Origin of the sequence: Brevundimonas sp. R86498 (genome assembly GCF_044598075.1) — a bacterium.
GTDB lineage: Bacteria > Pseudomonadota > Alphaproteobacteria > Caulobacterales > Caulobacteraceae > Brevundimonas.
This window is the reverse complement of the sequence record NZ_CP139004.1, coordinates 2,282,624-2,307,170: the sequence shown is the minus strand read 5'-3', so window position 1 is coordinate 2,307,170 and position 24,547 is coordinate 2,282,624. Positions and strand designations below refer to the sequence as shown.

Sequence of the window (24,547 nt, the reverse complement as noted above, 5' to 3'; positions counted from 1 at the left end):
TCGCCCGCCTAGTACAGACCGCTCAGATCCTCGGCCGGTTCCTGCCGCGGCGGGGGCGGTGATGGCGGAGGCGGTGCCGCCGGACCAGGCGTCGCTCCCGTTGCCGCTTCCTGCTCGCGACGCACGATGTCGTTGTAGTTCTGCGGTCCCGCCGGAATGGCCGGCCCCTGCTCGCGCTGCTCTTCCTCGCGGCGACGCTCGGTGCCTGGCCGGAAGGCTTCCTCGATCCCGTTCACCGTCCGGAAGATCGCCCCGCGCGGCCGGACAAACGGACGGGCAGGCCGTTCTTTCAGGGCATCCTCCATGAAATCGGTGAACACCGGCACGGCGGCCGAGGCCCCGGCCTCGCCCGACCCCAGAGAGCGATTGTCATCAAAGCCGATGAACACGCCCACGACGATGTCGGTGGTGAAGCCCACGAACCAGGCCGAGCGATACTCATTGGTCGTCCCGGTCTTGCCGCCGATCCAGCGGCCGAGGCCGCGCGCGCTGGCCGCCGTGCCCCGCTGGACCACGCCTTCCAGCATGGAGCTGATCTGATAGGCCGTGATCGGGTCGATCACCTGGGTCCCGCGCGGCTCGAGGAAGGGCGAGGCCTGGCCGGTGAAAGGCCGGCCGCAGTCGCGGCACCGCCGCTGATCGGCGCGGAAGATGGTCTCGCCGTCACGGTCCTGGACGTATTCGATCAGATAGGGGTCGACGCGACGCCCCCCGTTGACGAAGGCGGCATAGGCCGCAGTCAGGTCGTAGGCGGTCACTTCGCCCGCTCCCAGCGAGACCGACAGGTTCGGCTGAAGGTTCTCGGACACCCCCATGCGCTTGGACAGTTCGACCACCTTGTCCATGCCAATGGCATTGGCCAGGCGGACCGTCATGACATTCCGGGACAGTTCGAGCCCTCTCCGGAGCGTCGACGGTCCATAGTATTCCCGGCTGTAGTTTTCCGGCGTCCAGCGGCGCCCGCCGGGTCCGCCGGCGAAGCTGATGGGGCCGTCGACGATGATTGAGGCTGGAGTGAAGTCACCCTCGAGTGCCGCCGCATAGACGAACGGCTTGAAAGATGATCCGGGTTGGCGTCTTGCCTGGGTCGCGCGGTTGAAGCTGGACAGGGCATAGGAATAGCCGCCGACCATCGCCAGAACCCGGCCAGATTGGGGTTCGATAGCCACGAGCGCCCCGTTGACGGCCGGAACCTGTTTGAGCGCGAACTGACCGTCATCACGGCGCTCGACGAAGATCAGGTCTCCCCGCCGGAGCGGCCGATTGGCATTGGCCCAGGCCGCGTCTGAGGTCAGCAGTGTGCCGGTCTCGTCATCGCGTGCGGTTCGGACGCGGATGGTATTGCCCGAGGCACTCTCCACTGCGGCCGCCCGCCATTGACGGCGCTCCGGCGGAGCACTCTGGCGCAATGCCACTGTCTGCCAGCCCGGCGCAAAATCCGTCGTTCCCCAGGCCCCGCGCCAGCCATGACGCCGGTCATAGTTCTCCAGCCCGCGCATCAGGGCATCGCGCGCTGCGGTCTGCAGCGACGGATCCAGGGTGGTGCGCATATAGAAGCCGCCGGCATTCAGCTGGTCACCGAACTCCGGATTGGCCCGCGCCTGACGGCGTGCCTCCTCGACGAAGAAATCGGCGTCCTGGTATTCAGCGCGTCGCGGCGCGGCCTGGGTCAGGAGCGGCCGGGCGATGGCCTCGTCATAGGCTGCCTGGGTGAGGAAGCGGTTTTCCAGCATCTCGCCCAGCACCCAGTCCCGGCGGCCCTTGGCGGCCTCCGGGTGGCGTTTGGGATGGTAGTTGTTGGGCCCCTTGGGCAGGGCCGCGAGGAAGGCCGCCTCGTCCGGGGTCAGCTGAGCCAGCGACTTGCCGAAATAGTTGTAGGCGGCCGAGGCGACGCCATAGCTGCGGTAGCCCAGGAAGATCTCGTTCAGATACAGTTCGAGGATCTGCTGCTTGGTCAGGGTGGCCTCAAGCCGGCTGGAAAGAATGGCCTCCTTCAGCTTGCGGCCGAGGGTCGATTTGTTCGTCAGCAGGACGTTCTTGGCCACCTGCTGGGTGATCGTGGAGCCGCCCTCCAGACGCCGGCCGGTCGCCGCATTGAAGACGTTCTTGAACATCGCCCGGCCAAGCCCGGAGACGTCGATGCCACCGTGCTGGAAGAAGTTGCGATCCTCGGCGGCCAGGAAGGCCTCGACCAGCGGCGTGGGGATCTGTTCGTAGGGGACGTAGATGCGCCGCTCGTCGGAAAACTCACCGATCAGGGTGCCGTCCCCGGCATAGACCCGGGTCGCCGTCGGCGGCCGGTAATCGGCCAGCTCCGAGGCGTCGGGCAGATCATGAAACAGCCAGGCGGCATAGATGGCCACCACCAGACCGGCGAGCGCAATCGCGCCCAGCAGGCCGATCCCCGCCATCACGAACCACCGTTCGGCAACCTTCACCAGACTCTCCGACAGAACGGCATCGCGTAGGGTTTAGCCAACATCGGCGGTACCGCAAACACGCAGTCGCGAATATCGCGATGAGACCTGCCGCGATCGCGCTGACACCGGCTCAGGCCGCCCGGGACATCCTCTGGTGACCGGCCTGCGTCCCCACGTCGAAACGCGTGACCAGTCGGCCCAGTTCGCGGGCCTTGTCCGACAGCAGCTGGCTGGCCGCGGTGGCCTCTTCGGCCATGGCGGCATTCTGCTGGGTGACGTTGTCCATCTGGTTGATGGCCGCGTTGACCTGCTGAAGCGCGGTGGCCTGTTCTGCAGTGGAGGCCGCGATCGTCATGGCAAGGGTCTTGACCTGACCAACCTCGGTCAAAATCGTTGTCAGCGCCGTCGCCGTGCGCCCGACCAGCTCCACGCCGGAGTTGACCTGTTTGCCGGAGTCCAGGATCAGCGCCTTGATTTCCTTGGCGGCATCGGCCGATCGCTGCGCCAGGGCGCGAACCTCGGACGCGACCACGGCAAAGCCCCGGCCGGCATCCCCGGCCCGCGCCGCCTCGACCCCGGCGTTGAGGGCGAGAAGATTGGTCTGGAAGGCGATCTCATCGATCACGCCGACGATCTGGCTGATGGATTCAGCGCTGTGGGCGATGGCGTTCATGGCCTGGTTCGCATCATCCGCCACTTCACCGCCCGACTCGGCACGCTGCATGGCGGCCGTACTGACGGTTGCGACCTGGGCTGCGCTCTCGGCGGTTGACCGGACCGTCGCCGTGATCTCGTCCAGGGCCGCAGCGGTCTCCTCAAGCGCCGCCGCCTGCTGTTCGGTGCGGCGTGAGAGATTCATGGCGGAATCGGCGATCTCGCCGGTCCCGGACTCCATGCTCCGGACGACCTCGGTCACCTCGCCGAGCGTATCGGACAGGGCGGTCGCGGCGTCGTTGAAGTCGCGCTTCAGGCGTTCGGCCTTGGGCGCAAGGTCGGTCGTAATCCGCCGGCCCAACTTGCCGGCGGCCAGCGAGGACAGGGCTTCGCCCACGGTGGCGATGATCTGCGCATCCTCTTCAGCCGTGCGCACACGGTCGCGTTCCACCGACTGGCGCTCCCGCTCGACCGCTTCGCGGTCCCGCGCGCTCTCCTCGGTCAGTCGAAGCCGATCCAGGGCCGAGTCGCGGAACTGGGCCACGGCGCGGTCCATCTGACCGATGTCGTCGGCGCGATCCGCCCAGGGGGTGTCGATATCCGTCTGACCGGCGGCGAGGCGGTACATGCTCTTGGTAAGCGCCTCCAGCGGGCGAAGCAGCCGGCGGGTCCCATAGAGACAGGCCAGGGTCGCCAGGACGGTCAGGACAAGGCCGACGATCAACATGACGTTGCGCGTATCGGTCACGCTCTGCAGGAACTCGGCCTGGGGGATACCGACATACAGAATGCCGATCACCTCGCCCCTTGCGTTCTTGATGGGATCATAGGCCGTGAAGAATGGCGTCCCCAGGATATCGGCCTCGCCGCGGTAGCTCTGCCCGGCCTTCAGGACCGCGTCATAGACCGGCCCGGGGGCCAGCGGGGTCCCCACGGCCCGACTTCCGTCCGGTTTCTTGACATTGGTCGTCACGCGCGTGTCGCCCATGAAGACCGTCGCCGTGCCGCCAACGAGCGTCTTGATCTGGTCAACCGGTGTGAAATTATTGTTGAGCGCCGTGCCGCCGACGTAGATAGCACCATTGCGGACCTCGTAGCCCTGCCCGTAGCCGCCGATCACGTGCCAGGCGACACGCATATTGGCTTCCTGCCGCTCCGCAGCCCGGCCCCGGGCGTCGTTGGTCATGAGCCAGGACGTCGTCAGAATCAGGCAGAGAGACAGCAGGGAAAGGCCGGCGACGATCATCAGGGCGATACGCCCCGAGAGGGATTGCAAGGCCTTACGCATGACGATCACTGTTCCCGCAGTTGAGCAGTGTCAGACATACGCGGCTAACGTTGAATTCCGTATTAACCTCGCGACCGTCCTGTCGAGGTGTCCGTCGTGGCAACCTGAGCGTCTACGGGTTGCCGGAAATAGCGATCAATCCCTTCGGCCACGGCCCCGACCAGCCTCCGCCGGCGCACCGCGTCCCCGAGGGCCCGCTCGTCGTCGGGATTGGTGATGAAGCCCATTTCCAGCAGGACCGCCGGCACATCCGGAGCCAGTAGCACCGCAAGGCCGGCATCGCGGTGACTGCGCCGGAGCAGCGGATGGTCGGCGGCCTCCAGGTGGGTCAGCAGCACGCGTGCGAACTGGGCCGAACGGTTCTGGGTGGCGCGCTGGGTCATGTCCAGCAGGATCCGGTCCACCGACGGGTCGCGTCCGGGAAGATGCAGGTCCCTGTGCCAGTCGTCGCTGCGAGTCACCTCGCGCACGGCCCGGGTCGCACCCTGTTCGGACAGGGTATAGACGGACGCACCGCGCGTGGCCGGATCGGCCCCGGCATCGGCATGCAGGGAGATGAACAGGTCCGCATCAGCCCGCCGGGCGATCCGGACCCGTTCGGACAGACCGACATAGACGTCGGTCTCCCGCGTCATGAGGACCCGGAAACGTCCGCTCCTCAGCAGTTCGTCGCGCAGCATCAGGGCCGCGCCAAGGGTGATCTCGCTCTCATTGCGATGGGCACCGCGGGCACCTGGATCGCGACCGCCGTGGCCGGCGTCGATGACCACCAGCGGCCGCTCCACCGGCCGGGGCTCTGCACGCGACGCCGTCGGCCGCGCAATCGGCGCAGTCCCCGTAGCGGCCACATCGATGACATAGCGGTAGTGGGGCACTCCGTCTCCGGGCGGCAGAAGAAAGCGGCGCTCGATCCGGGCCGTGCGGGCCAGACCCAGATGAACGCGCGAGGCTGTCCCCGATGCACTGACGCGCCAGTCCCGGACCAGGCCGGAGCCCATACCGGAGACGCCACGGCCCGCCCCGACCCCGGCAAGGGTCAGGACCATCTCGCCGCGATCGCCGCCGGAGATCACTTCTCCGCGGGCGGAACGGTCCAGGTCGATGACGACCCGGGTCCTCTGTGTGTCGCCGCCGAACCGGACCCCGCGCACATCGCCGGTGGCCCCGGCCGCGAAGCCGCGCGAACTGACGAGCAGCACAGCGACAAGCACCAGCAGGGCAAGACCGGTCAGGGCCCACTCACGCAGGCTCCACGCCGACAGGTTAAAACGCTTCTGACCGTGCATTCCGCCGGCGACCCACCATTCTTGTTGACCCGATCATGCCAGTACGCGGTTTGGATTGGGTTAAGCTGGACGCGAATTCCGCCCACAGAGGTCGATGGTGGCGTTGTTCGAACCACCGCTTTCCATTCCTGCCCGGCTTGCCTATGCTGGCGGTTGTTCGCGAACGATCGCGCCGCCGCCTTGTCGGTTCGGCGCGGCCCCGGCGCGGCGCTGACTTCCCGCCCTTGCGGATCGACCGGCCCGGCGCATCGAATGGCCAGACCCGACGATCGGCGAGACCGGGCTTTCCCGAACCGGACCTTGCGACGCCCCTCGGGCGCGTGCGGGTCGAGGACCGACCAGACCCCATGGGCTTTTCCGCCTGCCTCTTCCTCCGACCGCCAGCCCCTTCCGGGCCGGCGTCAGTCGTGCCCGGCCAAGGCCGCAGCGATGGAATGACGCGCGCCACCGCCCCTTACCCCGTTCGGCGAGCCGCCCCTGCCCCTGATGGCAATGGCCGCGCGCGCCAGAGAGACATTTTCAATGACAAAGACCATGCTTATCGATGCGGCGCACGCGGAAGAAACCCGCGTCGCCATCGTCAACGGCCGCCAGGTTGAGGAATTCGACTTCGAGTCGAAGACCAAACGCCAACTCCGGGGCAACATCTATCTTGCCAAGGTCACCCGCGTAGAGCCCAGTCTGCAGGCCGCCTTCGTCGAGTATGGCGGCAACCGCCACGGCTTCCTGGCCTTCAACGAAATCCACCCCGACTACTACCAGATCCCGGCGGCGGACCGGGAAGCCATCATGGCCGAGGCCCCCTCGGCCGATGACGACAACGACGACGAGAACGCCCGCGACTCCGACGATGGCGAGTCCGAAGGCGGAATGGCCGAGGAAGAGCGTCTGAAGCGTCGCCTGATGCGGCGCTACAAGATCCAGGACGTCATCAAGCGCCGCCAGATCCTGCTGGTCCAGGTCGTCAAGGACGAGCGCGGTGGCAAGGGTGCGGCCCTGACGACCTGGCTGTCGCTCGCCGGCCGCTACTGCGTGCTGATGCCCAACACCGGCAAGGGCGGGGGCATTTCGCGCAAGATCACCCAGGCCAGCGACCGCAAGCGGCTGAAGTCCGCAGCCGCCGCCCTGGACGTGCCGCGCGGCATGGGCCTGATCATCCGCACGGCCGGGGCCAAGCGCACCAAGGCCGAGATCAAGCGCGACTACGAATATCTGCTGCGCCTGTGGGAGACGATCCGCGAGACCACCCTCGCCTCCCACGCCCCCTCCCTGATCTATGAGGAAGAAAACCTCGTCCGCCGCGCCGTGCGCGACATGTTCGACAAGGATTTCGACGGGATCCAGGTCGAGGGGCTGGAGGGCTTCAAGGAGGCGCGCGACTTCATGCGCGTACTGATGCCCTCCCAGGCGAAGAAGGTGCATCTCTATCAGGGGTCGAAGCCCCTGTTCGCCGCCAACGGCATCGAGGAGCTGCTGACGCAGATCCACCAGCCGGTCGTACCGCTGAAGTCCGGCGGCTATCTGGTGATCAACCAGACCGAGGCCCTGGTGGCTATCGATGTCAACTCCGGTCGCGCGACCAAGGAACGCAACGTCGAGGCCACGGCCTTCAAGACCAACTGCGAGGCCGCCGTCGAGGCTGCCCGCCAGTTGCGTCTGCGCGACCTCGCCGGTCTGGTCGTCATCGACTTCATCGACATGGACGAGTCCAAGAACAACCGGACCGTCGAACGCATCCTGAAGGACGAGCTCAGCTTCGACCGGGCGCGGATCCAGATGGGCCGCATCTCGGGCTTCGGCCTGATGGAAATCAGCCGCCAGCGTCGCCGTCTGGGCGTGCTGGAAGGCGCGACCGAGGTCTGCCCGCACTGCCAGGGCGCAGGACGCGTCCGGTCCGCCGAAAGCGCTGCCCTGATGGTGCTGCGCGCCGTCGATATCGAGGCCGGCAAGAACGGGGCCGGCTCGATCAACCTGAAGGTCTCCTCGGCCGTCGCCCTCTACATCCTGAACCACAAGCGCGACTATCTGCAGCGCCTGCTTGAGCGTCGCGGTCTGGCCGTTGTCATCCAGATCGACGATCGTCTGGGTCAGGGCGACAGCGCCATCGAGCGTACCGAGACCAATGAGGACTTCACTCCGCCCGAGGCCGTCGTCTCGCTGGCGGACCTCGAGGATGATTTCGACGACAACGCCTGGGTGGACGAGGACGAGGCCGACGACGAGGACTTCATCGTCGAAGAAGACGACGAGGACGCCCTCGACCGCGAGGACTCGGACGATGACGAGCCGCGCGAACGGGCCGAACGCAGCGAGCGCGCAGATGGCGAACGCGGGCGCGGGCGCGGACGTCGCCGTCGCGGCGGACGTCGCGACGAGGAAGCGGCACCGGTCGCCGCCGATGCCGAGGTCGAGGGTCTCGCGGACGACGACGACAGCGAGGCGGGCCGCCGGCGTCGCCGGGGCCGTCGCGGAGGCCGTCGTATCCGGGAGGACGGGGACGCGCCGGCCGCGGGCACGGGATCCTTCTTCTGGGTGCGCGGCCGCACGCCGTCTCTCGACGATCCCTACGTCTGGTTCGATCCCATCAACCCCACCCAGCGCGCCGAACGCGCTGCGCCCGCCCCGGAGGCAGGTTCGGCCATGCCCGAAGAGCGGGAAGAGCGAATCGGTGAGCGGCCCGAGGGCGAACTGGCCGGAGAGCGCGAGGGTGGACGTTCGCGCCGCCGTCGTCGCGGCCGCGGCCGCGGGGGCGATCGCGCCACGCCGCACGATCTGAAGGTCGAGGGCCGCGCCACCAATGAGGGCATGCCCGCCGATGGCTCGCCCGACACCCCGATGGCCGTCATGTCTGCCGAACCGGTCGCCGAACTGTCGGAAGCAGTTCCGGAGGCGGCTCCCGAGCCGCAGCGTCGCCGGGTCCGCCGCAAGACGCCGACGGCTGCGCTTGAGTCCGCCATGGACGTCGAGACCGCAAGCGAGGTCGCCGCGACCGACCCCGCGCCTCCGGCCGAGGTTGCCGCCGAACCGGCCTCCGCCATCCCCGTGGTCGAAGTCCCTGTGGTCGAGGCCCCTGCGGTGGAGGCGCCGGCCGTCGAACCGGAGCCCGCAACTCTGGCAGAGGTGCCCGTTGCGCCGAAACCGGAAGCTGATCTCTCGACGATCATCGCCAACGATCCGGCCCAGATCACCGCGCCACCGGCCAAACCCAAGCGCGGATGGTGGCGTCTTTGACCGGGCGCGCCTAGATTAACCGGACCACGCGGCGGGGGCGCCAGTCGGAGGAGTTTGCCATCGTGAGGCCGACCCGTTTCCCGTCCCGTCCGTTCGCCCGCCTGTCTGCGGCTGTGGCTGCCGCCGTCCTTGCGATGGCGGCGGCCGCTCCCGCCTCTGCCCAGTCGACGATCCGCGATACCGAGATCGAGGGGATCATCCGCGAATGGTCGGATCCCGTCTTCAGCGCCATGGGGCTGGACCCGACCGAGGTCGAGGTCCTGCTGGTCAATGACCCGACGCTGAATGCCTTCGCCACGCGCGGGCGGATCATGGGGATAAACACCGGCCTGATCCTGCGGACCGAAGACCCCAACCAGCTTCTGGGCGTGATCGCCCACGAGGCCGGCCATATCAAGAACCGCCACACCCTGCGCGACGGGGCCCAGAGCGCGGGCATGCAGCCCTTTCTGATGTCCATGGCGCTGGGGGCACTCGCCATCGTCGCCGGCGAACCCGGGGCCGGGGCAGCCCTGATGGGATCGGGCCAGTATTTCGGCACCCTGAATGCGCTCCGCTACATCCAGAGCCAGGAGGGCGAGGCCGACATCACCGCCGCCCGGGGGCTGGACGCCGCCGGCCAGTCGGGACGCGGCCTGGTCGAGTTCTTCGAGAATTTCCGCAGTCAGGAGGTCTTCTCCGACGCCCGCCGCTTCCCCTATTTCCGTAGCCACCCGCTGTCCGGACAGCGGATCGAGGCCCTGCGCCGCCCGGTCGAGGCCATGCCCAACTATGGCGCGGTCGAAAGCCCCGAGCGGCTGGCCCAACACGCCCTGATCGTGGCCAAGATCCACGCCTTCATGGATGCGCCGACCCAGACCCTGCGAACCTATCTGGACAGCGATACCTCTTTCCCGGCCCGCTACGCCCGCGCCATCGCCTGGTACCGGGACGGCCAGACCCAGCGGGCGCTGGACGCCACAGACGCCCTGATCGCCGAGGACATGGACAATCCCTACCTCTGGGAACTGAAGGGACAGATCCTGTTCGAGGAGGGCCGCCCGACCGAGGCCATCGAGGCCCACAGCCGATCGGTCGAGTTGCGGCCCGACGCGCCGCTGCTGCGGATCAACCTGGCCCACGCCCTGATCGAGACCAATGACCCGGCACGGCTGGAGGAGGCGGTCGACCAGCTGAAGCGCGCGACGGCGCGGGAGGACGACAACACCCTGGCCTGGCGACTGCTGGCCCAGGCCTATTCCAGCCAGGGCAAGGAGGGCGAGGCCCGCCTCGCCTCGGCCGAATACTATTTCGCCGCCGGGGGGCAGGAACAGGCGACCCAGTTCGCCCTGCGCGCCCGCGACATGCTGGACCGGGGCTCGCTGGAGTGGCGCCGCGCCATGGACATCGTGCTGGCGTCCGGTGCGACCATGGACGACATCCAGGATCTGGACCGGCGTCAGGAACAGCGGCGCGACCGCCAGACCGTCGTCACCCCGCCCGGGGCCTGAGCCCTTCCCCGCACGAGAGACCGTATGACCGACGAGACCCCCGCCTCGCCCCTGCCTTCGCCCGCGCCCGCACGCGATCCGTTCAGCTGGCTGGCGTCCGGCCGGGGCGGGGCGGCGGCGCTCGCCGTCTCGGTGGTGGCGCTGGGACTGGCGGCCGCTCCGTATCTGACCGGCGGCGACTTCGGCGGTCGGGTCCGGGCCTATCTGCTGGCCAACCCCGGCGTTCTGGACGAGGTGGTCCAGGCCCGGCAACAGGCCGAGGAGACCGGCCGGGTCGAGACCATCAACCGCGCCGTGGCCGCCAACGCCGCCCTTCTGGCCCCCGACCCCCGCGACCCGGCCTTCGGGCCAGCGGATGCGAAGGTTACCGTGATCGAGTTCTTCGACTACCGCTGCCCGGGCTGCAAGGCGGTGTCACCCGAGGTTCTGGCGCTCATGGAGGCGAATCCGGACGTCCGTTTCGTCTTCAAGGAGTGGCCGATCCTCGACCGGGGCGACACCACCACCTCCAACTACGCCGCCCGGGCGGCGCTGGCGGCCCACCGGCAGGGCCGCTATCTGCCCGTGCATCAGGCCCTGATGGCCGAGGCGGCCCTGACGCCGGAGAGCATCGACGCCATCCTCGCTGCCAACGGCGTCGACATGGCCCGCGCCGCCGCCGACATCGCCGATACGGGGACCGACCGGCAACTGGCCGACATCCACACCATCGGGGCGACCCTGGGTCTGGTCGGCACCCCGACCTTCCTGATCAACGGCCGCACCACCGCCAGCATCAATCCGCAGGAGGTCCAGGCGGCGATCACGGCGGCGAAGGCGGGGTAGCCCGAGGTCGCCCACCTCTTTTGAGTCACCGTGACTCAAAAGAGGGTGACTCAGTGTGACTCAAGGCCGGTCCCCCCGGTCTTCCCGGAGCCCTGTTCAGGCCCCGGGAAGGCTGTACGCCAGGTCATAGTGATGAACCCCACCGGTGATGGTCAGGGCGAAATCTCCCGTCAGGCCCGTCAGGGCCCCGGTGCCCGAGTTTGGCACCACCGTGATCGACAGGCTGAACCCGTCCGGCGTCATGTCGCCGCGATGGGCCAGCAGGAACGCCCCCTCGCGCCCGTCCAGCGTGCCCACCACCCGCTCCATGGCAACATAGGCTCCGGTCTCGGCCGAGACGCCGCCGGCCAGCATTTGGCCGGTGCCGGTCCCGGTCAGCCCGCCCTCGAAGGTCTTGGCCAGGGTGTAACGGGACAGACCCAGCCCCGCCTGGACCACCTCCGGATCGGCCGGGGTCACGGTGACGGTGAAGGTTCCGGTGGCGTGGCGCATGGTCATCTCCTGGGCGCGGCCCGTCCCCGCCGTGAGGACAAGGGCAATCGTCAGCCCGAGGACGATGAGCAGGACATAGCCTCGAAACGTCAGAATCCGCATCATTCTCCCCCGGGGCAGCAGGAGAACATAATGAGAACAACCGGCGTTGCCGTCAATCCCGGATCGCCGAAATCCTAGATCAGCCCACCCAGCGGGGACGACGGATCGGCGTACATCCGCTTCGGCATCCGCCCGGCCAGATAGGCTTCGCGCCCCGCGATGACCGCATGCTTCATGGCCCGGGCCATACCGATGGGATCGCGGGCCCCGGCGATGGCGGTGTTGGCAATCACCGCGTCGCAGCCCAGTTCCATGGCGATGGTGGCGTCGGACGCCGTCCCCACCCCGGCGTCGACCAGAACCGGCACACTGGCCTGTTCCACGATCAGCCGGATGTTGACCCGGTTCTGGATCCCCAGACCCGAGCCGATCGGGCTGGCGGCGGGCATGATGGCCGCGGCCCCCGAGTCCTCCAGCCGTTTGGCCATGACCACATCGTCGGTGCAGTAGACCATGACGTCGAAGCCGTCGGCGACCAGCAGGTCCAGGGCCCGCAGGGTCTCGATCATGTCGGGATACAGGTGGGCCGAGTTCGACAGCACCTCCAGCTTGACCAGATCCCAGCCCCCCGCCTCGCGCGCCAGCCGCAGGGTGCGCACCGCGTCTTCGCCGGTGAAACAGCCGGCGGTGTTGGGCAGGAAGGTGAACCGGTCCGGCTTCACATGGTCGACCAGCATCGGCTGGGACGGGTCCGACAGGTTCACCCGGCGCAGGGCCACGGTGACGATATCGGCCCCCGCCGCCTCGGCGGCCGCGGCGTTCTGGGCATAGTCGGCATATTTGCCGGTGCCCACGATCAGGCGGGAGGTGAAGGTCCGGCCGGCGACGGTCCAGGTATCGGGAGCGTCAGCGACGAGGGGCGACGTGAAGGGGGCGTTCATGGCCTCTATCTAGGCGCGTGAGGGGGCGAGCGAAACCCGCTCAACCGCCCCCGACGAACTGGACGAGTTCGATCCGGTCGCCCTCGGCCACGGTTGTTTCGCCATGCAGCGACCGGGGGACGATGGCCAGGTTTCGCTCGACCGCGACCTTGCGGACGTCAAAGCCCAGTTCCTCGACGAGGGCCCGCACGGTCGTGGCCGTGACCGAGCGGTCGTCTCCATTGACCTGAATGCGGGGCAAACGACTGTCCTTGTTGGGCTGGACCGCGCTTTTACACCGCCACCGCCGTCCCTCGCTACCCCCGGCTCGGCAGGCGGTCGGCCAGATCCGCGATGGATCGTCTCAGCTCGGAAATCTCTCCGCGCAGGGCGGCCATGTCGGCGACCTCCTCGGCGTGGACCTGCTGGCGTTCCTCGCTGGCCTGACGCAGATCCGCTTCCAGCTTGTGCCGCTCGGCCTTCGCTTCCTCCTCATGCTCGCCCTGCATGGCGTTGACGACGATGCCGATGAACAGGTTCAGCATGGTGAAGGTGGTGCACAGGATGAAGGGCACGAAGAACAGCCAGGCGTAAGGGTGGACCTCCATCACCGGCCGCACGATCCCCATCGACCAGCTTTCCAGGGTCATGATCTGGAACAGGGAGTAGGCCGAGGCCGGAATACTGCCGAACCACTGCGGGAAGTCGCCGCCGTACAGCTTGGTCGCCATGACAGAGGCCACATAGAAAATGAGCCCCAGCAACAGGGTGATCGACCCCATGCCTGGCAGGGCGCTGATCAGGGCCCCGACCACCCGACGCAGGGAGGGGACCAGGGTGATCATGCGCAGCACGCGCAGGATGCGCAGCGCGCGCAGCACCGAGAAGGGACCCGCCGCCGGCACCAGGGCGATGGCCACCACCGTGAAGTCGAACAGGCTCCACGGGTCCCTGAAGAAGGCCGCACGGTGCACGGCGATCCGCGCCGCCACCTCCACGACGAAGATCGCCAGCACGACGGCGTCCAGCGCGAGCAGCACGGACCCGATCCGGGCCATCACCCACGGACTGGTCTCAAGTCCCAGGGTAATGGCGTTCAGGATGATGAGGGCAAGGATGAACCGCTCGGTCCGCGGCGACGTCACCAACTGTCTCAGCCGTTCCAAGGCAGGTCTCCAAAGGATGTCGAGCCAGCCCCTTGCCGCAATCTCCGATCCGGCACCAGATGCCGTCCGGCGCAGGGGATTGGAATGCCACGACCGGACCTCTTTTGATCCCCCGGTTTGATAACCGCGACGGCTCGGCTAAAAGGCCTGTCCGATTCAGGTCGGACCAGCTTTCACCGCGAGCGCAATGCCCGACATCCCCGTCGTCTATGTCCTGAACGGCCCGAACCTCAATCTGCTGGGGACGCGCGAGCCGGAGATCTATGGCCACGCCACCCTCGCGGACGTCCAGGCGCTATGCGAGGCTGCCGCCGAGGGCGCGACCGTGGTGTTTCGCCAGACCAATCACGAAGGTGAACTGATCGACTGGGTCCAGGAGGCGCAAACCAGCGCTTCCGCCCTGGTTCTGAACCCGGCCGCCTATGGCCACACCTCCATCGCCCTGCTCGACGCGCTGAAGGCCCTGACGATACCGGTGGTCGAGTGCCACCTGTCCAATCCGATGGCGCGCGAGGCTTTCCGGCACACCTCCTACGTTTCGCTGGCCGCGACCGGCATCGTCTCGGGCTTCGGTGCCCAATCCTATGACCTGGCCGTCAAGGCCGCCCTCCGGCTGGTGCAGGAACGTCGTTCCGCCGCCACCGTTTGAACCCAGACCACAAGGCAAGACTCTCATGGCGTCCGAAAAATCGCTGAAGAATGAACCGTCGACCGAGATCGACGCCGGTCTGGTCCGTCAGCTGGCTGATATCCTGAACGACACCAGCCTGACCGAGATCGAGGTCGAGCGCGGCGAGCTGCGCATCCGCGTCGCGCGTGAGATCACGGCTGCCCCGGTCATGCAGTACGCCGCCGCGCCGGCCCATGCCGCCCCGGCTCCTGCGCCCGCTGCGGCCGCCGCGCCCCTGTCCATGCCGTCCGACCCCGCCACCATCGTCGCCAAGGCCGGCGAACAGGTGAAGTCGCCGATGGTCGGCACCGTCTATCTGCAGGCCTCGCCCGAGGCCGCGCCGTTCGTCCAGCCGGGCGACAAGGTCAAGAAGGGCCAGACCCTGCTGATCATCGAGGCCATGAAGACCATGAACCCGATCCAGGCCCCGCGGGACGGCGTGGTCGCCGACATCCTGGTCGGCGACGCCCAGCCGGTCGAGTTCGGCGAAGCCCTCGTGCTGCTGGAATCCTGAGCCGTGTTCACCAAGGTCCTGATCGCCAACCGCGGCGAGATCGCGCTGCGCATCCATCGGGCGTGCAAGGAGATGGGCATCTCCACGGTCGCGGTGCACTCCGAGGCCGACCGCGGGGCCATGTGGGTCCGGCTGGCGGATGAGAGCGTGTGCATCGGCCCGGCCCCGGCCGCCAAATCCTATCTGAACATCCCCTCGATCATCGCCGCCGCCGAGATCACCGGGGCCCAGGCCATCCACCCCGGCTATGGCTTCCTGTCCGAGAACGCCCGCTTCGCCGAGATCGTCGGCGCCCACGGCATGACCTTCATCGGCCCCAAGCCCGAACATATCCGGGTGATGGGCGACAAGATCACAGCCAAGCAGACGGTGCTGGACGCGGGCATCCCCTGCGTGCCCGGCTCGCCCGGCGAGGTCGAGACGGTCGAGGACGCCATCGCGGCCTCGAAAACTATCGGCTTTCCCCTGATCGTGAAGGCGGCCGCCGGCGGCGGCGGACGCGGCATGAAGGTGGCCCTGACGCCGGACGACCTGGTCGAGGCCGTCCAGACCGCCCAGACCGAGGCCAAGGCCGCCTTCGGCAACGGCGCGGTCTATATGGAGCGCTACCTCCAGAAGCCCCGCCACATCGAGATTCAGGTCGTGGCCGACAGCCACGGCAATGTCGTCCATCTGGGCGAGCGCGACTGCTCGCTGCAGCGGCGCCACCAGAAGGTGCTGGAAGAGGCGCCCTCCCCCGCCCTGTCGGCCGCCGAACGGATCGCCATCGGCGAGACGGTCAACAAGGCCATCGCCGCTATCGGCTATCTGGGCGTCGGCACGATCGAATTCCTGTGGGAGGACGGCGAGTTCTTCTTCATCGAGATGAACACCCGGCTGCAGGTCGAACACCCGGTGACCGAGGCCGTCACGGGCGTCGATCTGGTGCGTGAACAGATCCGCATCGCCGCCGGCCTGCCGCTGTCCTTCACCCAGCAGGATATCCACTTCGAGGGCCACGCCATCGAGGTGCGGATCAATGCCGAGAATGCCGAGACCTTCGCCCCCTCCCCCGGCACCATCACCGACTTCCATGCCCCCGGTGGCCTCGGCGTCCGGCTGGATAGCGCCATCTATACCGGCTATTCGATCCCTCCCTATTACGACAGCCTGATCGGCAAGCTGATCGTGCACGGCCGCGACCGCGCCGAGTGCATCGCCCGCCTCAAGCGCAGCCTGAACGAAATGGTCATCGACGGCGTCGACACCACCATTCCCCTGTTCCAGAAGCTGCTGCAGGAGCCGGACATCCTGTCCGGCGACTACGACATCCACTGGCTGGAAAACTGGGCGAAGCGGCAGAAAGCTTGATCCTCCCCCATCGGGGGAGGTGTCACGGCGCGCCTTTGCGCCGTGACGGAGGGGGCTCGGGGCGAACACGGTGTCCGGGGCAGGCCCCCTCCACCCCTTCGTGGTCCCCCTCCCCCGATGGGGGAGGATTTCAGTGACGGACCCTTCCGCCTCCGCGTTTCCGCTGCCGGGCCGGCTGGACGTCGAGACCCTGCTGGCCTGCTATGCCCGAGGCGTCTTCCCCATGGGCGAGACGCGCGATGATCCCCGCGTGTTTCTGGTCGAGCCCGACCATCGCGGCGTGATCCCGCTGGAGGCCTTTCACATCCCGGCCCGCCTGCGCCGCACGGTCCGGGGCGAGCCCTTCGTGATCCGGGTCAACACCGCCTTCGCCGCCGTCGTTGATGCCTGTGCCGCTCCGGGGCCGGGGCGCGAGGACAGCTGGATCAACGGGCCGATCCGGCGGCTGTATCTGGAGCTGCACGGCCGAGGTCAGGCCCACAGTCTGGAGTGCTGGAAGGACGAGGTCCTCGTGGGCGGCCTGTACGGCGTCACCCTGGGCGGTGCCTTCTTCGGGGAAAGCATGTTCAGCCGGGTCACGGACGCGTCAAAGGTCGCCCTGGTGCATCTGGTCGCGCGTTTGCGGCTGGGCGGCTGGCGGCTGCTGGACGCCCAGTTCCTGACCGACCATCTGTCCCGGTTCGGCGCGGTCGAGACGCCGCAGGAGACCTATCTGCGGATGCTGGAGCCGGCGCTGCGGTTGCAGCCCGACCTCGCGGCCCTCAGCCGACCCCTGTCGGGGACCGACGCCGTGACCTATGCCTTGCAGCCCACGATCCAGGCGTCATAGATCGGGTTCTGCAGGCCGCTGAGCGCGGGCGTCGAGGCGTACATCCAGCCCCGGAAGATCTGGCGCGGGGCCGCCGCCTGGGTGCCCTTGGGCTGCAGGGTGATGTCCAGATAGGCGATGGAATCCTGCACCAGTTCCGAACTGGCCGAGACCTCGCAGGCGCGAGCGGTAAAGATCAGGGCTTGGTTGAATTGCACGGGCCGTCCGCCGACCTCGACCTCGAACCGCATGCTCTCGGCGGTGATCTTGTCGATCGCCTCGACGATGGCAACGCGGCGGCGCTGGCGCGGGGCGGGCGTTTCGTCCGCCAGCCGTTCAGCCTTGTCTGTCTCTGATTCGCCCTCGTCCTCGTCGGCGTCCTCATCAGCGGCCGCCTCGTCTTCAGCCGCGTCCCCGTCCTCGACCGCTGCGGTCTCGAGCGCGCCCGGAGTGGAGGGCGGTGTGATGGCGATCGGGATGGCCGGAGCGGGCTCTCCCGTCGGGGCCGCCTCGGCCTCCGGACGCGGAGCCTCGACGGGCGGGGCCACAGGGGTGGCGTTCTGCGCCGGAGCGTCCTGCCAGCCGCCGGCGACCACGCCGCCGGAAACCGCGAGGGCAACCACGGCCGTGCCGATCATCAGCAGGCGGGCGCGGGTCATTCCGGGGTCCAGGCCTCATAGTCCCCGATGGCGGCGGGGCGCTGGCCATCGGCGGCCAGCGAGCCCGGCGGACGCCAGGCCAGCGGCGTGCCGGTCATATTGGGGCGATGCTCAAGCTCCCACCGGCGGCGCAGCAGCGGGCTCTCGGTCGGCGGCTCGTCATAGGTGTAGCGCAGCCAGCCGTGCCAGTCCGGCGTCACCTTCGAGGCCTCTGCGTAGCCGTTGTAGACCACCCAGCGCCGCTTGCGGCCGTCGTAGCTGATGTTGTCGCGCGACTGGTAGTAGCGGTTGCCCAGTTCGTCGGTGCCGACCAGCGTGCCGCGCTTGCCTATGGTGAACAGGGTGCCGATGGTCGCGCCTGACGTCCAACCGAAGATTTTGCCGAGCACGGGGCCAGTCCAGTCCAGAATCCGACCGGCGCAGGGGCCCGGTCCAGTCGGCGCGATCATAGAAACCGCACGCCTTTCCGTCCAGCGCGATGAACGCCAAGCCCCCTCCAACATCTTGGGGGTAACCCGGCGGAGCGCCCCCACATCTATTGCGGACACAGGGAGAAGCGCCCTAGGCTGGTTAACCGATCCTGTCCGGGCCCGCGCATGCGTTTCACCCCCTTCCTGACCGACCTTGCCGACGGCGTCGCCTGCGACACGCGCGAGATCGAGCGCGCCGATCGTGTGGTCGAGGTGCTGGCCCCGGTCGACTGGAGCGATGCCCGGGTCGAGGCCTGGCTGGACTGGGCCGATCGCTGCCCGACCGACCTGCCGCGCCCCGAGGGCACAACGCCCCGGGTGGCCCTGCCGCCCGAAGGCTCGGTCCTGGACGGAGGCCTGGAACGCTGGGCCGACCGCCTCGCCGCCTGGGGCCGGGCCACCGGCGTGTTTCCGGACCAGAAGGACGCGGACGTCTTCGCCGATGATCTGGTCGCCAGCGTCCTGCTGGGCCTGGCCGCGCCCTCAGCGGTGCTCGGCGAGGGGGCGCGAACATCGCCCGTCACCGCCGATCCGCCCGGGGCGACCCGCAACGCCATCGTCATCGATCTGGCCGACCCCGGCGGTCGCGCGCGATTCGAGAGCGACACGGCCCGGCGGCGGACCGCCCGGGTCACCGCCCACGCCCTGGCCGGCGTGACCCGCACCCTCGCCGCCGTGACCGATGCCGTGAACCGCTGCGAGGGCTCCCCGGCCCTGTGCGCCGACCCCGCCGCCAATCCGGCCCTCGCCCGCGCCGCCCTCGCCGCGCGTCAGGCCGGGGCGGACGATGCCGCCATCCTGGACGCCATCGCCGGGCGCCTGTTCTCAGCCCCCGAGCCCGAGCCGGTGCGGCAGGCCCGGGTCGTGGCCGTGCCCGATCCAACGGCCATCGCCTCCGCCCCGCTGCGGGCGGCGGCGGAAGGCTGTCTGACCGGCGAACTGATCGTGGGCTTTTCGGTACGCGACGCCGAGGCCGCCGCGGATCTGGGCCTCGCGCCCGGCTGCGCCCTCTCCCTGTCGGCCATCACCGCCGTTCTTCCCGATCCGGTCACGGCGATCGACGCCCTCGCCCGGCTCTGGACCACGGCGCTGGAGATCGAGGTCGCCTGCGGGTTCGCCGCAGACGGCCGCGCCGCCCGCCGCCGCCACGCCGTCCGCCCCATCGCCCTGACCCTGCTCAACCGCCTCGACTGGGTCGTCGCCGGGGCCGGCAGCCCTCTGGCCCGGGAGGAGTGCGTCGCCGCCGCCGGCCTGCTGGCCGCCTCGGCCTCGCTGGCCTCCAGCGAACTGGCGGGCGTCCTGCGCCCGGCCGCGGACTGGACCCATGCCGCCGACAGCGTGCTGGCCTCCCTGCAGGCCCGCGAGACGCGGCTGGCCGGACTGGACGGCGACCTCGGTCGCGCAGCGGCACTGCGCACGGCCCAAGCCCATGCGGCTGCACGGACCTCCGGGCGTCGCCACGCCGTGATCGCCAGTCTGGCCATGGACGCCGAGCGCGACCTGAGGCTTGGCGTTACGCCGCTGACGGCGCTGGACCTGTTCCAGACCCGCGACGGCCAGACGGTGCGCCGGCTGCACCCCGTTCTCGCCTCGGCCATCGCCGCCCACCGGGGCGACGTGGAGGATGCCGAGCGTTGGCTGATGGGTCGCCGCACCCTTGTCGGATCGCCCGCGCTCGATCACGCCGCGCTCGCGGCCCGGGGCTTCACCGAGACCGAGCTTGAGGCCGTCGAGGGGGCCCTGACCTGGGCCTCGCGTCTGGAAGACGCCTTCGCCCCTCCGGTGCTGGAAGCCGGCTTCATCCGTGATGTCCTCGGCGTCGACCGCGAGACGGCCACCGGCGGCGGACTGCTGGCCATGCTGGCCTCGCCCGAAGAAGTGACCACGGCCACGGCCCACGTCTTCGGCCATCGCGATCTGGCCGGCTGGCCCGGGGCCCCGACCTGCCTGAAGGCCATCCTGGCTGATATCGACGGCGCGGCGGCATCCCTGACCCGGGCGGTCGAGCTGTTCAGCGATGTGGCGGACCTGACGCCCCTGTATCTGGCCAGCCACGCCGGGGTGGAAACCGCCACGGCCATGATCGCCGAGGCCGCGAGCGAGGGCCGGCGGGCGCTCACCCTCGTTCGCCGTGACGGCGCGTCGAGCACCCTCCTGATCCTGCCCGAACCCGAGCCCGTGCGGTCAGCCTCTGCCCCGGCACAGGCTGCGCCCGCCGCCCCGGCCGCCCCCCCGGTGGAGACCGTGGTCGAGCGGGTCATCGAGCGGGTCCGCAACCGCAAGAAGCTGCCGGACCGGCGCAAGGGCTATATCCAGAAGGCCGCCGTCGGGGGCCACAAGGTCTATATCCACACCGGCGAGTATGAAGACGGCGAGCTGGGCGAGATCTTCATCGACATGCACAAGGAAGGGGCCGCCTTCCGCAGTCTGATGAACAATTTCGCCATCGCCATCTCGATCGGCCTGCAATACGGCGTGCCCCTGCACGAGTTTGTCGACGCCTTCGTCTTCACCCGGTTCGAGCCGGCCGGACGCGTCACCGGCAACGACCGCGTGGGATCGGCGACCTCCATCCTCGACTACATCTTCCGCGAGCTGGGCGTGTCCTATCTGGACCGGACCGAGCTGGGCAATGCGGACGCCGAACCCCTGCACGCCGACGGCCTGGGCTCGGGCAAGGCGGACGAGGCGCTCCCGGCGACCAAATTCATCTCCAAGGGCTTCGCCCGCGGAACGGCCGACAACCTCGTGGTCGTCCCCTTTGGCCGGAAGGCCGAGGCCGTCACGCCCGGCGGCGACCGGAGCGAGGCCGACGCTTGCCCCGCCTGCGGCGATTTCAGCCTGCAACAGCGCGGCGGCGGCTGGATCTGCGACACCTGCGGCGTCGCCCCCCAGATGCGCGGATAGACCGGCGGTCCGGCTTCAGAAGATCGTAAACTCCTGCTGCCACCCTGACGGCATGAAACGTTCCGGCCTGCTTCTCATCGCCTTCCTGACCGCAGCGACGCCGACACTCGCCCAGAACCCCGGCCAGATCGCGCGCGTGCGCGGCGGGGCCAGCTGCCCCGGCTGCAACCTGTTCCAGGCCGACCTGTCCGGGCTCGAATCGCGCGGTCTGAACCTGTCCGGTGCCCGTCTGCGTCAGGCCGATCTCAGCCTGTCGGTCATGAACCGCACCCGCTTTTCCAGCGCCGACCTGCGCGACGTCGAGGCCTATGGCGGCGTCTTCTCCAGCTCGAACTTCAACCGCGCCGACCTGACCCATGCCAGTTTCGTCGGCGCGTTTCTGGACGGATCGAGCTTTGCCGGCGCGACCCTGACGGGCACGAACTTTTCCGGGGCCCGCCTGAACCGCGCATCGGGCCTGACCCAGAGGCAGCTGGACACCGCCTGCGGCGACCCCGACACGGCCCTGCCTTCCGGACTGCGCATTCCGGCCTGCTGAGGGTCTCCATCCTTACGACGATTTAAGTAGGGTTTGCCGCTCCACAGGGCCATCTAGAAAGCGTGAAACAGTCCGTGTTCCGTGCCCGTCGCCTTCACCCCGGCCTTGCCGCCCTGCTGCTGCTGACCGGAACGCTCGCCCTTGCGACGCCGGCCGCCGCCGAGGGGTCGATCATCGGCCAGGATCGTGACGTCGCCCGCATGGTCTCGCTGGGCGGATCCTGCAACCGCTGCGAACTGTCCGGGCGGAACCTCGCCGGGGCGACCTTCACCGGGGCCAGCTTCATCGGCGCGAGCCTGGTCGGGACCACGCTGCGGGGTGCCGAACTGCTCGGGTCCAACTTCTCCGGCAGTGACTTCAGCAACGCGGACCTGCAGGGCGCTGAGATTCTCGGGTCGAACTTCACCGACGTGAATTTCAACAACGCAGACCTGAGGGGCGTCGAGGCCCAGGGCGCGAACTTCACCCGCGCCAACCTGCGCAACTCCAACCTGTCCGGGGCGGAGCTTCTGGGGGCCAATATGAATGGCGCGGTTCTGGACGGGGCCGACGCCTCGGGGGCCGAGCTGTTCGGAGCCAATCTGGCCAATATCAGCGCCCGCGGCACGATCTTCGCCGGCGCGGAGATGAACGCCGCCAACCTGGCCGGCGGGGACTTCACCGGTGCCAGGTTCAATGATGCGGAGCTGGACGGGGCGCGTCTGGGCGGGGCCGTCCTGCGCGCCACCAGTTTCAACGACGCCTCGATGACCCGAACCGACATTCGCGGGGCCGACCTGTCCAGCGCCCGGGGCCTGACCCAGTCCCAAGTGTCGGAGGCCTGCGGCGATTCCTCCACCCGGCTGCCCCGGGGCCTGACGGCCCGCAACTGCGGCTCGCGGCTCGTCTCGGTCGGATCGCGCGGACGGGTCGCGCCACCCGCTCCGGCTGCACCACCGGCCCCGCCGGCACCGCCCGCGCCCCGTCGCGACTTCGCCAAGGCCGACCCGCGCTGACCGCGGCGGGCCCGCCCCCTATTTCAGGGGCAGGTTCGGGCGGATGTGCAGTTCCTTGTACTGCCGGTCCTGCGCTTCGGCCGGGGCGCTCATCAGCAGGTCCTGACCCTGCTGGTTCAGCGGGAAGGCGATGACCTCGCGGATCGCGACCTGGTTGGCCAGCAGCATGACAATCCGGTCGATGCCAGGAGCCAGACCGCCGTGCGGCGGCGCGCCGTAGCGGAAGGCGTTCAGCATGCCGCCGAACTGCTCCTCGACCACCGAGGCGTCATAGCCGGCGATCTCGAAGGCCTTCAGCATGATCTCGGCCTTGTGGTTCCGGATCGCGCCCGAGCACAGCTCATAGCCGTTGCAGACGATGTCATACTGATAGGCGAGGATCTCCAGCGGATCCTTGGTCATCAGCGCCTCCATCTCGCCCTGCGGCATGGAGAAGGGGTTGTGGCTGAAGTCAACCTTCTTCTCTTCTTCCGACCACTCGAACATCGGGAAGTCGACGATCCAGCAGAAGCGGAACTCGTCGTCGGAGATCAGGTTCAGGTCCTGCCCCAGCTTGGTGCGGGCCGAGCCGGCGAACTTGTGGAACACGGCCGGGTCACCGGCGGCGAAGAAGGCCGCGTCGCCCTTGCCCATACCCAGCGCCGCCATCAGGGCGTCGGTCGCCTCGCCGAGGTTCTTGGCGATCGGCCCGCCCCAGGCATTGTTGTCCTCGGACCAGAAGATATAGCCCAGACCCGGCTGGCCTTCGCCCTGGGCCCAGCTGTTCATCCGGTCGCAGAAGGCGCGCGATCCGCCCTTGGGTGCCGGGATGCCCCAGACGGCATTCTTCGGATCGGCCCCGAGGATCTTGTTGAACAAGCCGAACCCGCCATCGCGGAAATGCTCCGAGACGTCCTGCATCTCGATCGGGTTGCGCAGATCGGGCTTGTCCGAGCCGTATTTGGCGATCGATTCCCGATAGGGAATCCGCACGAAGGGATAGGGATCGACCCGCTTGCCGTCGGCGAACTCCTCGAACACCCCGTGCATGACCGGCTCGATGGCCGCGAACACGTCTTCCTGGGTGACGAAGCTCATCTCGACGTCCAGCTGGTAGAATTCCAGCGACCGGTCGGCGCGCAGGTCCTCGTCCCGGAAACAGGGGGCGATCTGGAAATAGCGGTCGAAGCCCGACACCATCAGCAGCTGTTTGAACTGCTGCGGGGCCTGAGGCAGGGCATAGAATTTGCCCGGATGGAGGCGCGAGGGCACCAGGAAGTCGCGCGCACCCTCGGGGCTGGACGCCGTCAGGATCGGGGTCTGGTATTCGAGGAATCCCTGACCGACCATGCGCTGGCGGATCGAGGAGATCACCTTCGAGCGCAGCACGATGTTCCTGTGCAGGGTTTCGCGGCGCAGATCGAGGTAGCGGTGCTTGAGACGGATTTCCTCAGGGTATTCCGGCTCGCCGAAGACCGGCAGGGGCAGTTCGGCGGCCTCGGACAGGACCTCGACGCCTGTGACCCGCAGCTCGATTTCGCCGGTCGGCAGGCTGGCGTTCACGACCGAGGCCTCGCGGGCCACGACCTCGCCGTCCACCCGGATCACGCTCTCGGCCCGCAGTCGCTCGACGGCCGCGAAGCCGGGCGTCTCGGGGTGCAGCACCAGCTGGGTCAGGCCGTAGTGGTCGCGCAGGTCGATAAACAGCAGGCCGCCGTGGTCGCGCTTGCGGTGCACCCAGCCGGACAGGCGCACGTTCGATCCGGCGTCCGTCGACCGGAGGGCACCGCAGGTGTGGGAGCGATAGGCGTGCATGGGCGAAAATCGTCTGAAAACGGCTGCG

At 68.6% G+C, this 24,547-nt stretch carries 20 protein-coding genes; 10 read left to right on the top strand and 10 right to left on the bottom strand.

What is annotated here, in order from left to right:
- Window positions 1-8: 8 nt before the first annotated feature.
- From SJY26_RS11265 to SJY26_RS11255, 3 genes are all read right to left on the bottom strand, one after another.
- Complete coding sequence (locus SJY26_RS11265; RefSeq protein ID WP_396595750.1) at window positions 9-2,411, bottom strand: penicillin-binding protein 1A; 2,403 nt, start codon at window positions 2,409-2,411, stop codon at window positions 9-11.
- Between the two features lie 139 nt (window positions 2,412-2,550).
- Complete coding sequence (locus tag SJY26_RS11260; RefSeq protein WP_396593126.1) at window positions 2,551-4,362, bottom strand: methyl-accepting chemotaxis protein; 1,812 nt, start codon at window positions 4,360-4,362, stop codon at window positions 2,551-2,553.
- A 62-nt stretch (window positions 4,363-4,424) separates the two neighbouring features.
- Entirely contained in the window at window positions 4,425-5,648 is a 1,224-nt protein-coding gene (locus SJY26_RS11255) for an N-acetylmuramoyl-L-alanine amidase (RefSeq protein ID WP_396593125.1), read from the bottom strand.
- A gap of 522 nt (window positions 5,649-6,170) precedes the next feature.
- Here SJY26_RS11255 and SJY26_RS11250 point away from each other — a divergent pair.
- From SJY26_RS11250 to SJY26_RS11240, 3 genes are all read left to right on the top strand, one after another.
- Entirely contained in the window at window positions 6,171-8,879 is a 2,709-nt protein-coding gene (locus tag SJY26_RS11250) for an Rne/Rng family ribonuclease (protein WP_396593124.1), read from the top strand.
- A 134-nt stretch (window positions 8,880-9,013) separates the two neighbouring features.
- The gene (locus SJY26_RS11245) at window positions 9,014-10,369 is read left to right on the top strand and encodes a M48 family metalloprotease (RefSeq protein WP_396595749.1); all 1,356 of its coding nucleotides are present in this window, start codon (window positions 9,014-9,016) and stop codon (window positions 10,367-10,369) included.
- Window positions 10,370-10,393: 24 nt separating this feature from the next.
- Window positions 10,394-11,194 (top strand): thioredoxin domain-containing protein, encoded by an 801-nt coding sequence (locus SJY26_RS11240; RefSeq protein WP_396593123.1) that lies wholly within the window; start codon window positions 10,394-10,396, stop codon window positions 11,192-11,194.
- A 96-nt stretch (window positions 11,195-11,290) separates the two neighbouring features.
- Here the strand turns inward: SJY26_RS11240 and SJY26_RS11235 are convergent, their stop codons facing one another.
- From SJY26_RS11235 to SJY26_RS11220, 4 genes are all read right to left on the bottom strand, one after another.
- On the bottom strand, window positions 11,291-11,788 hold the full coding sequence (locus tag SJY26_RS11235) for a DUF3224 domain-containing protein (RefSeq protein ID WP_396593122.1): 498 nt from the start codon (window positions 11,786-11,788) through the stop codon (window positions 11,291-11,293).
- Window positions 11,789-11,862: 74 nt separating this feature from the next.
- Window positions 11,863-12,669 (bottom strand): thiazole synthase, encoded by an 807-nt coding sequence (locus SJY26_RS11230; RefSeq protein WP_396593121.1) that lies wholly within the window; start codon window positions 12,667-12,669, stop codon window positions 11,863-11,865.
- A 40-nt stretch (window positions 12,670-12,709) separates the two neighbouring features.
- On the bottom strand, window positions 12,710-12,910 hold the full coding sequence (gene thiS / locus SJY26_RS11225; RefSeq protein ID WP_396593120.1) for a sulfur carrier protein ThiS: 201 nt from the start codon (window positions 12,908-12,910) through the stop codon (window positions 12,710-12,712).
- A 55-nt stretch (window positions 12,911-12,965) separates the two neighbouring features.
- Entirely contained in the window at window positions 12,966-13,793 is an 828-nt protein-coding gene (locus tag SJY26_RS11220) for an ion transporter (RefSeq protein WP_396593119.1), read from the bottom strand.
- Window positions 13,794-14,001: 208 nt separating this feature from the next.
- On the opposite strand from SJY26_RS11220, the gene SJY26_RS11215 reads away from it, so the two are divergent.
- The 4 genes from SJY26_RS11215 to aat all read left to right on the top strand — a co-directional run bounded on the left by SJY26_RS11215 (window position 14,002) and on the right by aat (window position 17,177).
- Window positions 14,002-14,463 carry a type II 3-dehydroquinate dehydratase gene (locus SJY26_RS11215; protein WP_396593118.1) on the top strand — a complete coding sequence of 154 codons (462 nt, stop codon included), beginning with the start codon at window positions 14,002-14,004 and terminating at the stop codon, window positions 14,461-14,463.
- A gap of 25 nt (window positions 14,464-14,488) precedes the next feature.
- The gene (gene accB, locus SJY26_RS11210; protein WP_396593117.1) at window positions 14,489-14,998 is read left to right on the top strand and encodes an acetyl-CoA carboxylase biotin carboxyl carrier protein; all 510 of its coding nucleotides are present in this window, start codon (window positions 14,489-14,491) and stop codon (window positions 14,996-14,998) included.
- Window positions 14,999-15,001: 3 nt separating this feature from the next.
- Window positions 15,002-16,348 carry an acetyl-CoA carboxylase biotin carboxylase subunit gene (gene accC / locus SJY26_RS11205; protein WP_396593116.1) on the top strand — a complete coding sequence of 449 codons (1,347 nt, stop codon included), beginning with the start codon at window positions 15,002-15,004 and terminating at the stop codon, window positions 16,346-16,348.
- 163 nt (window positions 16,349-16,511) lie between these two features.
- Entirely contained in the window at window positions 16,512-17,177 is a 666-nt protein-coding gene (gene aat / locus SJY26_RS11200) for a leucyl/phenylalanyl-tRNA--protein transferase (protein ID WP_396595748.1), read from the top strand.
- Here the strand turns inward: aat and SJY26_RS11195 are convergent.
- Together SJY26_RS11195 and SJY26_RS11190 are read right to left on the bottom strand one after the other, a co-directional pair.
- On the bottom strand, window positions 17,144-17,815 hold the full coding sequence (locus tag SJY26_RS11195; protein WP_396593115.1) for a DUF2155 domain-containing protein: 672 nt from the start codon (window positions 17,813-17,815) through the stop codon (window positions 17,144-17,146). The two genes, aat and SJY26_RS11195, sit on opposite strands and share 34 nt — an antisense overlap.
- Window positions 17,812-18,204: an NADH:ubiquinone oxidoreductase subunit NDUFA12 gene (locus SJY26_RS11190; protein WP_396593114.1), complete on the bottom strand. Its 393-nt coding sequence runs from the start codon at window positions 18,202-18,204 to the stop codon at window positions 17,812-17,814. The genes SJY26_RS11195 and SJY26_RS11190 overlap by 4 nt, the downstream gene beginning before the upstream one ends.
- Window positions 18,205-18,411: 207 nt before the next feature.
- Between SJY26_RS11190 and SJY26_RS11185 the strand changes: the two genes are divergently transcribed.
- The 3 genes from SJY26_RS11185 (at window position 18,412) to SJY26_RS11175 (ending at window position 22,725) form a co-directional block, all read left to right on the top strand.
- A complete protein-coding gene (locus SJY26_RS11185) occupies window positions 18,412-21,192 on the top strand; it encodes a TSCPD domain-containing protein (RefSeq protein ID WP_396593113.1) in 2,781 nt (926 codons plus the stop codon).
- 52 nt (window positions 21,193-21,244) lie between these two features.
- Window positions 21,245-21,730, top strand: coding sequence for a pentapeptide repeat-containing protein (locus SJY26_RS11180; protein WP_396593112.1), 486 nt, complete (start codon window positions 21,245-21,247; stop codon window positions 21,728-21,730).
- Between the two features lie 74 nt (window positions 21,731-21,804).
- Complete coding sequence (locus SJY26_RS11175; RefSeq protein ID WP_396593111.1) at window positions 21,805-22,725, top strand: pentapeptide repeat-containing protein; 921 nt, start codon at window positions 21,805-21,807, stop codon at window positions 22,723-22,725.
- A gap of 18 nt (window positions 22,726-22,743) precedes the next feature.
- Here SJY26_RS11175 and aspS read toward each other — a convergent pair whose 3' ends face one another.
- Window positions 22,744-24,519, bottom strand: a complete 1,776-nt coding sequence (gene aspS / locus SJY26_RS11170; protein WP_396593110.1) for an aspartate--tRNA ligase — start codon at window positions 24,517-24,519, stop codon at window positions 22,744-22,746.
- Window positions 24,520-24,547: the final 28 nt, after the last annotated feature.

Bases quoted from the DNA above. Each gene is read 5' to 3' on its own strand.
- SJY26_RS11265 (WP_396595750.1), bottom strand. From the start codon at position 2,411: ATGGCGGGGATCGGCCTGCTGGGCGCGATTGCGCTCGCCGGTCTGGTG.
- SJY26_RS11260 (WP_396593126.1), bottom strand. From the start codon at position 4,362: ATGCGTAAGGCCTTGCAATCCCTCTCGGGGCGTATCGCCCTGATGATC.
- SJY26_RS11255 (WP_396593125.1), bottom strand. From the start codon at position 5,648: ATGCACGGTCAGAAGCGTTTTAACCTGTCGGCGTGGAGCCTGCGTGAG.
- SJY26_RS11250 (WP_396593124.1), top strand. From the start codon at position 6,171: ATGACAAAGACCATGCTTATCGATGCGGCGCACGCGGAAGAAACCCGC.
- SJY26_RS11245 (WP_396595749.1), top strand. From the start codon at position 9,014: ATGGCGGCGGCCGCTCCCGCCTCTGCCCAGTCGACGATCCGCGATACC.
- SJY26_RS11240 (WP_396593123.1), top strand. From the start codon at position 10,394: ATGACCGACGAGACCCCCGCCTCGCCCCTGCCTTCGCCCGCGCCCGCA.
- SJY26_RS11235 (WP_396593122.1), bottom strand. From the start codon at position 11,788: ATGCGGATTCTGACGTTTCGAGGCTATGTCCTGCTCATCGTCCTCGGG.
- SJY26_RS11230 (WP_396593121.1), bottom strand. From the start codon at position 12,669: ATGAACGCCCCCTTCACGTCGCCCCTCGTCGCTGACGCTCCCGATACC.
- SJY26_RS11215 (WP_396593118.1), top strand. From the start codon at position 14,002: ATGCCCGACATCCCCGTCGTCTATGTCCTGAACGGCCCGAACCTCAAT.
- accB (WP_396593117.1), top strand. From the start codon at position 14,489: ATGGCGTCCGAAAAATCGCTGAAGAATGAACCGTCGACCGAGATCGAC.
- SJY26_RS11195 (WP_396593115.1), bottom strand. From the start codon at position 17,815: ATGACCCGCGCCCGCCTGCTGATGATCGGCACGGCCGTGGTTGCCCTC.
- SJY26_RS11185 (WP_396593113.1), top strand. From the start codon at position 18,412: ATGCGTTTCACCCCCTTCCTGACCGACCTTGCCGACGGCGTCGCCTGC.
- SJY26_RS11180 (WP_396593112.1), top strand. From the start codon at position 21,245: ATGAAACGTTCCGGCCTGCTTCTCATCGCCTTCCTGACCGCAGCGACG.
- aspS (WP_396593110.1), bottom strand. From the start codon at position 24,519: ATGCACGCCTATCGCTCCCACACCTGCGGTGCCCTCCGGTCGACGGAC.